This window comes from Polyangium sp. 6x1 (genome assembly GCF_029946515.1).
Classification (GTDB): Bacteria; Myxococcota_A; Polyangia; order Polyangiales; family Polyangiaceae; genus Polyangium.
On the sequence record NZ_JARZHH010000068.1, the window covers coordinates 1 to 11,876 of the forward strand.

The following is an 11,876-nucleotide window of genomic DNA, read 5'->3' on the forward strand; positions in this document are numbered from 1 at the left end:
CTTATTGGCATGACGTGTTGCCTGAACCGTGCTTGCGCAGGTTCGAGGCGAGGGCCACGTCACCACACGTTATTGCGTGTTGCGTACAATCCAGTTTTCAAGGACCGAGCCGAAGGCTTTCGGCAGATAGTTCTGCCATTCCTTCGTTCTGTCATCTCGCCGTTCGTCCGGGTCGCTTTCGCGACTCGTTTGTCTCGGCGAGGGCGGTTGATCTAGTTGCCTCTCGGCGCCGTGTCAACCATTCATTTCGAGTCGGTCGTTTTCTTTTTCGACCGTCTCTCCCGTTGCTCGGGACCGCTCATCGCGGTGCCCTTTGCTTCGGGGCGGCGGATTCTACTCATCGAGTTCCGCCTGTCAACCACCTTGTTGCCTTTTTTTTCGCGTCCCGTCTCTTCCGCTTTTTCTCTTCCTCTTGCGAGAAGGAGAGAGCGAGGCGAACCTCACCCTATCGAGCTGAAGAACCGGGGCGCTGGCCCTCGGTGGCCCCTCCGCGGCGACTCACGCCGTCGCGTCGAGGGGGGCGGACTTTACTCATCGAGTTCCGCCTGTCAACTGCCTCGTCACCTTTTTTTGCGTCCCGTCTCTTCCGCTTTCCCCGCCTTTCGCGGGGCGAAGGTGCGAGCTGTACTCGCTCCTTCTCACAGAAGAACCGGGGCGCTGGCCCTCGGCAGCCCCTTCGCGGCAGCACCGCCGTCGCGTTGGGGAGGGCGACTCTACTCACCCCTCCCCTCCTGTCAACAACCAGAACGCTTTTTTTCCGTCCACCTTATCCGGCCGGGGGTTTCTCCGCGAAAACCACAGCCAAGACGAACGGGCGCGAACTCAGATGAGCTCCTCGACGTGCTCGTCCGCGAACCAGCGGCCCCGGCACTCGCGCACGAGGAGCATCTCCGCGCCGCTCGGAAGACGTACGCGGAAACCTTTTTCCCGCCCGCGAAGCCCCACCATCGCCCCCATCACCTCGATGGGCTGCCAGCCGCCCGCCGCCCGAAGCCGCCGCGGTCGCGAGTGATCGGGCGGCATCGTCTCGACGTCGACGCGGAACCACTTCGTGCTGCCCTGCGGCCGCGACCAACCCGCCTCCGCGTAGAGCTGCGCCTCGATCTCCTCGAGCGTGCGCTCGGACGCGGCAAACACCGCGCGCGGATGAAAGACGACGAGGAGGGCATAGCCCTCCGGGAGCTGCCGCACGAGGTACCCACGGCCGCGCGCGCGGACCGTGATCTGCTTGGGCGACGCGAAGTTCGGCGTCTCCCGGAGCTCCCCGAGCACGATCTGCCAGTGCGCCGAAGCAACTTTGAGGTCGAACGGATCGAGGACGCCGAAGTAGTCGACGGTCTCGCCCTCCGCGTCGACGAGCGTCGCGCCCTTCGCGCTGGGCAAGGCCCGCACGAGGCGCTCGAGGATCGTCGTGAAGGTCGTCGCCTCCTGATCACGCGGCGGAGGCGCAGGACGAGGACGGCGGGATCGCGTGCGTTCGCTCATCGCTCGATCGGGACCAGGGCGAGGAGCGACTCCGCGCTCCGGTCGACGAGGACATCACGCCTGAGCCCCTCGAGGAGCTTCGACCGCGCCGCACTCGCGCGACCCCACACGACCTCGTCACGCACGAGCCTCCGTCGCTCCTCCAAGGGGACGCTCTGCGCGGGCGTGCGCTCGAGCAAGACGATGACGTGCACGCCATACGACGTGGGCACGAGGGGGCTCGTGTCGCCGCGCGCCTCGAGCGCGCTCGCCGCGCGCGCAAATGATTCCACCAGCATGCCGCCTTCGGGGCGGACCAAGCGTCCATCCGCCGTGACCGGCGCGAGCGCCTCCACGACGATCTCGAATCCATCCTTGTCGACGCCGTCGACGGCGCTGCGAAACGAGGCGACGATCGGATCGTTCACGTCCTCGAACGGGCGCGTCGCCTGCGGGCGCGCGATCGTGCGCGCCTCCTTCCCGACCGGCAGCACGGCCTCGCGGATCGCGCGCGCCACGACCTCGGCCCGGCTCCGCGTCGCCGCGTCCGCGTTCTCCGCGAGCCGCACGACCGCATGCACGGTGCGAAACCCCTCCGGGCGATCGAGCTCGAGCCACCGACGCGCCATCACCCGCTCGAGCTCCGCGTCCGTCACCGGCCCCAGGCGATCCGCCTCCGCGAGGAGCTGATGCAAAAGCCGACGCGCGAGCGCCGCGCTCACACGACGATCGAGATCTGGATCGTTCGACGCGCCGCGCGACCTGGCCTCGCTCGCGAAGAGCGCGTCCCGAATCGCGAGGTCCCGCGCCGCCGTGGCGTCGATCCGCTGGCTCGTCGCGATGCGCGAGACCGTGCCTTCGTGCACCTCTTCCTGTCCGACACGCGCGACCGTGCCCGCGGCAAGCGCGGCTCGCTCGGGCGGCGGCCCCGAAGGACCCCCCGAACCGCCACACCCCGCCGCGGTTGCCACGAGCGACACGAGCGACACGAGCGACACGAGCCGCGGCGCGCAGCGCCCACGCCCTTCGCGCAGCACGCCCGCGCGCACGCTCATCCACCCCCCCGCGGGCGCAAAAGCTCCGTCGACGCTCGCAAGGAGAGGCCTCCGATCACGAGGAGGTAGACCGCCTTGAAGTCGTCGCGCAGGCCGAGCGCATGAACGCCGAACCCAAAGGCAGTGGCCGCTGCGAAGAGCAGAAGCACTGCGAAGGCGTCAATCGCGCGAGACACGATGGGAGCATACCTCGGCGCGCCCGCCCTGTGGGGCAGGACCGGCCCGGAACGTCCCCGAACACGGGGAAAAGCCGTCGAGAATGCACCGCGACCCCACCGAACGCCTGGACTCGTCCGCCAGGCGACTACCGGCGCATCAGGATGACGGCGACCCCCGCCACCACGAAAACCACGAGCATGAGGAGCGCTTTGCCGGCCGCAGGCGTCATGCGTCGCGAGGACCTCGACGAGCGCTTGCCACGATCCACGGCCACCGTCGCCCCGACGGCGCTGATGGCGACCGCACAAGCGACCGCGACAGCCTGCGCGGCGAGCGCGCGATCTCCATCACGCACGTGCCACGCGAGGACGAGGTACACGAGCCCCGCGACGATGCCGACGGTCGCGATGGGGATCGCGCCGCCCGGCAACGTCGAGCGCGCTTGCAGGAGCGGCGCGTCCGGCTCACGCGGCGCATCGGGCTTCGACGGGCCCGTCTCCCAGCGCTCCCGCCACGACAGCGCGAACGCGCCCCACGCGATCGCGCCGACCGACGCGCGCAAAGGATCGAGGCGCGCGGGCGTGAGCGCAGGAGATCCGAGGAGCCACGCGCCCGTCGTCAGCGCGAGGAACGCAGTGATGCCGACGTGACGCGAGAGCGTCGGGCGGCTGCTCCGAAAGAGCGGGCCCGCGAGGCCGGCGAGGAGGCCGACGACGGCGACGAACGCAGCAGGGCGCGCCGCGGAGCGCGAGAGCGCGGCGGGCGCGACGGTGGTCGACCAGGCGACGAACGTGGCGAGCAGGGTTTGTCCGGGAGAATCTCCGGCGCGAATCTCGGCGACGAGGCGCGCGACGGGCCCCTCGTCTCGAGGCGCGAGGGCGCGGGCCGGGGCGGCCTTCAGCGGCTCCGCGAGGGCCCCTTCGTGGTCGGTCTCGCTCGCTCGCGGCTCCGGATCATCGACCATGCGTGCTTACACGATACTCCGATCGGAGAGCCTCGACAGCGGGACGAAGCCGCCGACGTCGTCCTCGTCGCCCGCGAGCGCGGCCGAAGCCTCGCCGCCGTCTTCTCGCGCGACTTCGAGGCCGAGCTTCTGCCAGAGGCCGCTGTCGAAGAGGTGGCTCGGCCGCACGTTGCCGAGCGCCGCGAGCATGTTGCGCCGCGCGCCGGGGCAACGCGCGTCGAGGTCGGCGAGCAGGCGGCTGATCGCCTTGCGCTGGAGGTTCTCCTGCGAGCCGCAGAGGTCGCACGGCAGGATCGGGAACTTCTCTTCGGCCGCGAACGCCGCGAGGTCGTCCTCCGCGCAGAAGATGAGCGGGCGGATGACGACGTTCTTGCCGTCGTCCGCGACGAGCTTCGGCGGCATGGCCTTGAGCTGCCCGGCGAAGACGAGGTTCAGCATCAAGGTCGTGATCGCGTCGTCGCGGTGGTGGCCGAGCGCGATCTTCGTGCAGCCCATCTCCTGCGCGATGCGATAGAGGATGCCGCGGCGCAGGCGCGAGCAGAGCGAGCAGTACGTCTTGCCCTCGGGGATCTTGTCCGTGACGATCGAGTAGGTGTCCTCGTTGATCATCACGAACTCGTGCCCGCGCGAGGCCATGTAGTCGCGCAAGAGGTGGCCCGGGTAGCCCGGGTGCCCCTGGTCGATGTTCACCGCGACGACGCTGAAACGCACGGGGGCTCGGCGCGCGAGATCCACGAGCAGGTCGTGCATCGCGTAGCTGTCCTTGCCGCCCGAGACCGCGCAGAGGACGCGGTCACCGTCGGAGAGCATCTTGAAGTCGGAGATCGCGCGGGACATCGCCCGCGCGAGCTTGCGGCGTAGGTTCACAGCGAGCGTTTCAGGAGAGCTCTTCGATGAGCCGGAGGAACGTGAGGACCCCGTGGCCCGTGCCCCCCTTGGGGTAGATGCCGTAGGGCTTGTTCGCAAGCGAGGGGCCGGCGATGTCCACGTGGATCCACGCGCGATCGCCGACGAACTCGCGCAGGAAGAGCGCGGCCGTGATCGAGCCGCCCCAGCGATCGGCGGTGTGCTTGATGTCCGCCCAGTCGCTCTTCAGGCCCTCGCGCAGCTCCTCCACGAGCGGCAGCTGCCACGTCGACTCGCCCGCCGCCTTCGCCGCCTTGCGGAACTGATCGGCGAGCTCCTCGCGGTTCGTGAAGTAGCCCGAGACCGTGGGGCCGAGCGCGACGACGCACGCGCCGGTGAGCGTGGCGTTGTCGAGGATGAGGTCGGGGTCGAGCCCGCGGGCGTACGCGAGGCAGTCCGCGAGGACGAGGCGGCCCTCGGCGTCCGTGTTGATGATCTCGACGGTCTTGCCATCGAGCGAGCCGAAGACGTCGCCCGGCCGGTAGGCGTTGCCGTCGGGCATGTTCTCGGCCGAACCGATGATGCCGTGCACCTCGACCGAGGGCTTCGTGGCGGCGACGGCTGCCATGAGCGCGATCACGTTGGCCGCGCCGCCCATGTCGCCCTTCATCTCTTCCATGCCCTGCGCGGGCTTGATGCAGAGGCCGCCGCTGTCGAACGTGAGGCCCTTGCCGACGAAGACGAGCTTCTTCTTCGCGGGCTTCGCCGGCTTGTACGTCAGGTGCACGAGCCGCGGATCCCGCGCGCTGCCCTGGCCGACGGCCAGGATGAGCTTCATGCCGCGCTTCGTGAGCTGCGCCTTGTCGAAGATCTTGCACTCGAGGCCGTTCGCCTTGGCGACCTCCTCGGCCGCCTTCGCGAGCTTCTCGGGGTAGAGCTCGTTCGGAGGCGTATTGATGAGGTCGCGCGCGATGCACACGGATTCGCCGACCTTCTGGCCGAGCGCCGCGCCGTCACGATCGGCCTTGCTCACGCGGCCCGTCGTCGTGAGCGTGACGCGCGCGAGGTTCGTCTTCGGGATGCGATCGCCCGTCAGGAAGCTCGTGAAGCGGTAGCCGCCGAGCACCGCGCCCTCGGCCGCCGCGCGTGCGGCGTGCGCGACGCCCTCGGGCAGCGCGATCGTGAGCGACTCGGCCTTGCCGCCGAGCGCGAGCCGCGCGCCCTTGGCCGCGAGGAGGCGAACCTCGACGTCGGTGACGGTGGCCTTGCCGAGGCCCATCAGGAGAACACGGTGCGCCGGGAGCGCGCCGTTCGTCTGCAGATCGAGCGTCTGGTCCTTTTTCCCCGTGAAATCCTCACGTTTGACGAGGCGGGCGACGACCGGACCGAGCGCCTTCTCGAGCTGCGCGAGGATGCCCTCCTTCGTCGTGGCCCCCTCGGGCACGCCGATGACGGCGACGTCGGCGTCGATCCGAAGCGGGTCCTGGGAAACGACGGAAAGCTTGATGGACATGCGTTCTCCTGGACGATTGCGTGCGAGACCCCTCGGGGTCGTCGGGGCGCGCATCTAATCACGAGACGCAGGCAACGTCGACCGATCGTCTCGTGGGTTTTACGGGGATGGACGGCGCGCGTCATTCGATGTGACGCGCGCCGCTCCGGGGTGCATCGCCGCGCTGCGGCAAACCAGCGCACGGGTGCTGGCGCGCTCAGCGGCCTGCGGCGGAAGCTTCCTTGTAGATGCGGATCACGTTCGTGAGGAGCTCGGCCCCTTCCGCGCGGGGCCTCTGGAACGCGTTGCGCCCCATGATCGAGCCGAACGAGCCGCCCGCGGCGAGCTCGCGCACCTCGCTCAGCACGGCGTCCATGCCCTTCGCCTCGCCGCCCGAGAAGATGACGATGCGCCGGCCGTTGAACGTCGACTGAATGACGTGGCGGATCCGTTCAGGGAGCGTCGCGATCGGGATGTTGTACTTCTGGTACATCTTCTGCGCCTCCTCCTGCTCGATGTGCGCCGTCGGAGGCTTGACCTTCACGATGTGCGCGCCGAGCTCGGCCGCGATGTGCGAGGCGTAGGAGATGATGTCGATGCCCGTCTCGCCGGCCTTCGACATCGAGCCGCGCGCGTACGACCAGACGATGACGACGAGGCCCTTGCGCTTGGCCTCGAGCGTGATCTCCCGGAGGTCCTCGTACATTTTGTTCCGAGCGCCGGAGCCCGGGTAAATCGTGTAGCCGATGCCGACGCAGCCGAGGCGCAGCGCGTCCTCGACCGAGCCCGTGACGGCCGAGATCGGGTGCTCGGGTTTGCCGAGGGAGTCGCTGTTGTTGAGCTTGAGGATGAGCGGGATCTGGCCCGCGAACTTGGCGGCGCCGGCCTCGAGGAAGCCGAGCGGCGCGGCGTACGCGTTGCAGCCGGTGTCGATGGCGAGCTGGAAGTGGTAGTCGGGATCGTTCGCCTCGAGGTTCGGCGCGAACGACCGCACCGGGCCATGCTCGAAGCCCTGATCCACGGGCAGGATCACGAGTTTGCCCGTACCCGCGAGCCCGCCGTGGTTCAGCAGGCGCACGAGGTTCGTCTGGGTACCGGGGTTTTCCGAGGAGTACCAAGAGAGGATCTGCTTGACGCGATCGGTGAGAGCCATGGTCGTCTCCGGTGGGTTTCGCCCGGCGCGCGGGCACGGTTCGGGAGGCTAGGCCGCGAACGGCTCTTCCGCAACGAACACCGGAGCTCCGGAATCGGACGACGTCGGGCGTGGGGCCGTGGTAGACGGCAGCCCCCGAGGGGAAACACGATGACCACGAGTTCGGACAAGCGGCTCGAGAGCTGGGCCCCGCCGTCGGAAGGACCTTCCCGCGTCGGCATCACGCTGGAAACGTTCATCCTCGAAGGACAGCTCGGGTTCCCGGCGGCGACCGGGACGTTCACGTCGCTCCTCAACCAGATCGGCCTCGCCGCGAAGCTCGTGACCGCCAAGGTGCGCCGCGCCGGCCTCGCGCGGCTGCTCGGGTACACGGGCCAGACGAACGTTCAGGGCGAGCTCGTGCAGAAGCTCGACGAGGAGGCGAACGAGACGCTCCTCAGCGTGCTCGGGCGCCGCAGGCATTGCGCCGCCGTCGCCAGCGAGGAGCTCGACTCGATCCGGATCACGTCGACCGATCGGCGCGCCAAGTACCTCGTCGTCTTCGACCCGCTCGACGGCTCGTCGAACATCGACGTGAACATCTCGATCGGCACGATCTTCGGCGTGCTGCGCAAGGAGTCGGACGCCGAGGGCGCGACCGAGCAGGACTTCCTGCGGCCCGGGCGTGATCTCGTGGCGGCCGGATACATCCTCTACGGATCGTCGACGATGCTCGTGATCACGACGGGCCACGGCGGCGTGCACGGGTTCACGTACGATCCGACGGTCGGCGAGTTTTTCCTCTCGCACGAGAACATTCGCATCCCGGAGCAGGCGTCGCTCTACTCGATCAACGAGGGCAACAGCACGTACTGGTCCGACGAGGTGCGGCGCTGGAACGCGTGGCTCAAGGAGGAGGACAAGGCGACGGGGAGGCCGTACGGCGCGCGGTACGTGGGGTCGCTCGTGGCCGACGCGCACCGGACGCTGATGAAGGGCGGCGTCTTCGCCTACCCGGCCGATCGGAAGAACAAGCAGGGCAAGCTGCGGCTGCTCTACGAGGCCAACCCGTTCGCGTTCGTGTTCGAGGCCGCCGGCGGCAAGGCGACGACGGGCACCTCGCGGATCCTCGACATCACGCCGACGGAGCTGCACCAGCGCGTGCCCCTGGTCCTCGGCTCGCCCCGCGACGTCGAGATCTTCGAGTCGTTCGTGCGCGGCGACCGATAGTACCCTCGGGCCGTGGCCCGGTCCCCGCTCCGAAACGTCTTCCGCGCGCTCGCCGCGTCCCTCGTCGTCGCTGCCGGCTGCAACACGACGGTGCAGCCCGCGCCCCAGGCGCGACCTCCGTCCGCGCAAGCGAAGGCCACGCCTCGCATCCCGGGGGCGCCTGCGGACGCCGACGCGCCGCTGCCCACATGCCCGGATGCCGCGCCCCCGGCCGACGGCGCGCCGAGCAAGCCGACGTTCCTCCTGCAGAACGGTCACGAGCGGCCGATCCAGCGGATCGCGCTGAGCAGCGATGGCAGCAAGCTCGCGTCGGGCGCGCAGGACGGGACGGTGCGCGTGTGGGATCTGCGCGCGGGACTCCTCCTCACGCGGTTCGTGACGGCCGGATACTTCGTGCACGACCTGTCGATCAGCGCGGATGGCAAGCGCCTCGCGTACTACGCGCCGGACGGGACCCCCGACGGGCTCATGGTGCAGGTGGTCGACCTCGACAAACCGAAGAGCCCGCGCGTCACATTGCCGCTCCACGGCGCTTTCCAGCTCTCCCCGGACGGCACGTGGCTCGCCATGGCCGCGGACAAACTCACGCTCTTCGACGCGAAGACGGGCAGCACGAAGAAAGAGATTGCCATCGGCGCGAAGACCCCGAGCGCGCTCGCGCTCACGCACGACGCCGAGGGCCAGCGCGTCGCGGTGGCCTACCCCGGGGAGATCGTCGTCGTCGACGTCGCGACCGGCACCGTCACGCATCGGTTCCCGCTGGGGAGCGGGCTCGGGGACACGCCGCTGCGCGTCGCGCTCACGCCCGAGGTCGTCGTCTCGGTGAGCGCAGGCGGGTCGGTCACGTTGTTCCCGCTCGCGAAGGGCGGCGCGCCGCGCGTCCTTCCAGGTCGATACAGAGACGCGTCGGCCGCGGGCGGGCGGCTCTGGGCGGTCGATCTCATGACCGGGCACGCCTCGGCGTTCACCCTCCCCGACGCGCAGGCCGTCGCGCTCCACACGCACGAACCGCCGCGGGGTGAGCTCGTCGCCGCGAGCCGCGATGGTTCGACGCTCGTGACGGCCCGAAGCCACCTCGCCGAGGGCACGAGCATCGAGGTGCGGGACGTGCAGACGATGCGCGCGGTGCGCACGATCGAGGGGGCTCCTCGATCCATCGAGTCGGTCGCCGCGCGGCCCGACGGGAGCGAGCTCGCCACCGGCGCGTTCAACGGCGATCTCACGCGCTGGGATCTCAAGAGCGGCAAGCCGCAGCCCGGCATCAGCGGAAACGAGCGGGAGTCGGGGCGGATCATGGCGCTGTCGTACGCGCCGAACGGGGAGCAGCTCGCCTCGTCGACGGGCGGCTTCGAGGTGCGCGTGCGCGAGACCGCGCGCGGACAGACGCTCCGCCGCTGGATCTTGCAGTCCGGAGCGTTCGTGCGTTTCGCGGAGTTCCTGCCGACGAGCGAGGAGCTGCTCACCGTGCGCGTGCAGACGGATCGGAAAATGACGAGCAAGAAGGGCCCGGGCGGGGCGCCGGTGATCGACGAGAAGCACGACGTGGCCGTGGAGCGGTGGGATCTCCGCGGGCCGCTGCCGCCCGTGCCCAAGGTCCCCTCCGGGGAGATCGCGCGGCCCCAAGGGCGCGTCCTCGCCAAGCTCGCGTCGGACCTGAAGTTCTTCGCGCTCTCCGCGGACGGCCTGCACCTCGTCGGGGGCGGCGGAGACACGCTCACGTCCCTGCGCACGGACACGGGGAAGATCGATTGGACCACCAAGCTTCAGACGATCCCGTTCGCCGTCGCGAAGCGGCCGGATGGAGGGATGGACGTCGATCGCTCTCACGCCGCCTTCTCGCCCGACGGAAAGACGGTCGTCATGTCGACGCGGCGGCTGGAGACGAACAAGGGCGGCGTGCAGCACTTCGTGTCCGTGCTGATGGAGATCGACGCCGGCACGGGCCGCGTGCGGAAGGTGCACAAGCCGGAGACGGACGGGGCCGTGCGATGGCACAAGGGGGCGATCGTCGTGGGGGGGCTCAAGCCCGCCGTGCTCGACGCGTCGAGCTTCGCCGTGCGGGCGCGCCTCGCGCTCGCGGACAACGAGATCTCCGCGATCACCGTGGCCCCCAAGCGAGACCTCTTCCTCCTCAGCGGCAACGGGGGCGCGACGGCCATCGTCACGGAGCGCGGCGAGGTCGTCATGACGCTGGTCTCCACGCCGAACGGGGAGTGGGTGTCGGCGACGCCGTCCGGCGCCTATCGATCGAGCATCGATGGAGCACGAAGCGTCGCGTGGATGTTCGCGGATCCCCTGGAGGGCTTCACGTTCGAGCGCTTCGCCGCCCGGTTCGAGCGGCCGGACCTCGTGGAGCGGAGCCTCGGCGGTGAAGAGGCGCCGGCGCCGGCCTCGCTCGCGCGGCCGCCGAGGCTCCGCGTCGAAGCGCCGGCCCCGCGAGGAACGATCCAGACGACGGGCGATCGTCTCAAGCTCGACGTGGTCGCGACGAGCCCCTCGCGTGTCGATCGCGTCCGCGTCTTCGTCGACGGCAAACCCGCGGCCGATCAGCTCGTGTGCGCCGCGGAGGGGCGCGTCTCGCTCGACGTGCCGCTCCACGCGGGCAGGAACCGCCTGAGCCTCGTCGCGTACGACGCCGCCGGCTACGCGAGCAACCCCGAGCAGCTCGACGTCATGTCGACGTCCCCCCTCGCGGAGAAGCCGAGCTTGCACGTGGTGTCGATCGGCGTGAGCCGGTATCCCAACATGTCACCCGAGCAGCAGCTCGAATTCGCGGACGACGACGCGCGCTCGGTGGCGGCATCGCTCTCGCGCCTCGCCGGGCCGAACCGCCCGTTCGGTCGCATCCTGGCGACGACGCTCCTCGACGAGGAGGTGACCGTGGGGCGCGTGGACGAGGCGCTCGCGGGGCTCGCGGGGATGCGCCCGGACGACCTCGCCGTCGTGTTCTTCGCGGGCCACGGGGCGCGGCTCGACGAGTCGAAGATGCTCTTCCTCACGAGCCAGGCGGAGTTCACCCGCGAGGCCGCGACCCAGCACGGGATCGGGTGGGATCGCATCGAGAAGGCGCTGCGCGGCGCGCGCGGGCGCGTGTTCATGATGCTCGACGCTTGCCACGCGGGGCACGTGTCGACGGAGGTCGTCGCGCCGAACGAGTCGCTCGCGCGGGAGCTCGCGGCGGGGGATCGCGCGGGCGTGCTGGTGTTCTCGGCGGCGCGGGGATCGCAGTTCAGCTACGAGGTGCCGCCGGACGGGGCGAGAGGGGCGAGCCGCGGGCTCGAGCTCGCCTGGGACGGGAAGCCGCAGCCGTTGCGGAAGGATCTCCAGGGCGGGCACGGGCTCTTCACGAGCGCGCTGCTCGAAGCGCTCGATGGCGAGGCGCCCGATCGGGATCGCAGCGGCGCCATCGAGGTGAACGAGCTCGTCGACTACGTGACCGAGCGGGTGCGCGCAGCGTCGAACGGCAAGCAGACGCCGTGGGTCGCGCGGCGCGAGTTGTTCGGCGAGTTCATGGTCGCGCCGGCGGCGCGGTAG

Annotated in this window: 9 protein-coding genes; 2 read left to right on the forward strand and 7 right to left on the reverse strand. The window is 69.8% G+C overall.

What is annotated here, in order from left to right:
- Positions 1-822: 822 nt before the first annotated feature.
- From QHF85_RS40055 to QHF85_RS40085, 7 genes are all read right to left on the reverse strand, one after another.
- The gene (locus QHF85_RS40055; protein WP_281332702.1) at positions 823-1,485 is read right to left on the reverse strand and encodes a hypothetical protein; all 663 of its coding nucleotides are present in this window, start codon (positions 1,483-1,485) and stop codon (positions 823-825) included.
- Positions 1,482-2,519, reverse strand: a complete 1,038-nt coding sequence (locus QHF85_RS40060) for a peptidyl-prolyl cis-trans isomerase (RefSeq protein WP_281332703.1) — start codon at positions 2,517-2,519, stop codon at positions 1,482-1,484. Before QHF85_RS40060 ends, QHF85_RS40055 begins: the two co-directional genes overlap by 4 nt.
- On the reverse strand, positions 2,516-2,695 hold the full coding sequence (locus QHF85_RS40065) for a hypothetical protein (RefSeq protein ID WP_281332704.1): 180 nt from the start codon (positions 2,693-2,695) through the stop codon (positions 2,516-2,518). The genes QHF85_RS40060 and QHF85_RS40065 overlap by 4 nt, the downstream gene beginning before the upstream one ends.
- A 128-nt stretch (positions 2,696-2,823) precedes the next feature.
- Positions 2,824-3,642, reverse strand: a complete 819-nt coding sequence (locus tag QHF85_RS40070) for a hypothetical protein (RefSeq protein WP_281332705.1) — start codon at positions 3,640-3,642, stop codon at positions 2,824-2,826.
- Positions 3,643-3,648: 6 nt separating this feature from the next.
- Positions 3,649-4,509, reverse strand: coding sequence for a tRNA 2-thiocytidine(32) synthetase TtcA (gene ttcA / locus QHF85_RS40075; protein ID WP_281332706.1), 861 nt, complete (start codon positions 4,507-4,509; stop codon positions 3,649-3,651).
- Positions 4,510-4,519: 10 nt separating this feature from the next.
- Positions 4,520-6,001 carry a leucyl aminopeptidase gene (locus tag QHF85_RS40080; protein WP_281332707.1) on the reverse strand — a complete coding sequence of 494 codons (1,482 nt, stop codon included), beginning with the start codon at positions 5,999-6,001 and terminating at the stop codon, positions 4,520-4,522.
- A gap of 196 nt (positions 6,002-6,197) precedes the next feature.
- Positions 6,198-7,133: a class I fructose-bisphosphate aldolase gene (locus QHF85_RS40085; RefSeq protein ID WP_281332708.1), complete on the reverse strand. Its 936-nt coding sequence runs from the start codon at positions 7,131-7,133 to the stop codon at positions 6,198-6,200.
- 150 nt (positions 7,134-7,283) lie between these two features.
- Here QHF85_RS40085 and fbp point away from each other — a divergent pair, with 150 nt between their 5' ends.
- Together fbp and QHF85_RS40095 are read left to right on the forward strand one after the other, a co-directional pair.
- A complete protein-coding gene (gene fbp, locus QHF85_RS40090) occupies positions 7,284-8,342 on the forward strand; it encodes a class 1 fructose-bisphosphatase (protein WP_281332709.1) in 1,059 nt (352 codons plus the stop codon).
- Between the two features lie 12 nt (positions 8,343-8,354).
- Entirely contained in the window at positions 8,355-11,876 is a 3,522-nt protein-coding gene (locus QHF85_RS40095; protein ID WP_281332710.1) for a caspase family protein, read from the forward strand.

Excerpts from the sequence above, each read along its gene's own strand:
- QHF85_RS40055 (WP_281332702.1), bottom strand. The coding sequence starts at position 1,485 with ATGAGCGAACGCACGCGATCCCGCCGTCCTCGTCCTGCGCCTCCGCCG.
- QHF85_RS40060 (WP_281332703.1), bottom strand. The coding sequence starts at position 2,519 with ATGAGCGTGCGCGCGGGCGTGCTGCGCGAAGGGCGTGGGCGCTGCGCG.
- QHF85_RS40070 (WP_281332705.1), bottom strand. The coding sequence starts at position 3,642 with ATGGTCGATGATCCGGAGCCGCGAGCGAGCGAGACCGACCACGAAGGG.
- QHF85_RS40080 (WP_281332707.1), bottom strand. The coding sequence starts at position 6,001 with ATGTCCATCAAGCTTTCCGTCGTTTCCCAGGACCCGCTTCGGATCGAC.
- QHF85_RS40085 (WP_281332708.1), bottom strand. The coding sequence starts at position 7,133 with ATGGCTCTCACCGATCGCGTCAAGCAGATCCTCTCTTGGTACTCCTCG.
- fbp (WP_281332709.1), top strand. The coding sequence starts at position 7,284 with ATGACCACGAGTTCGGACAAGCGGCTCGAGAGCTGGGCCCCGCCGTCG.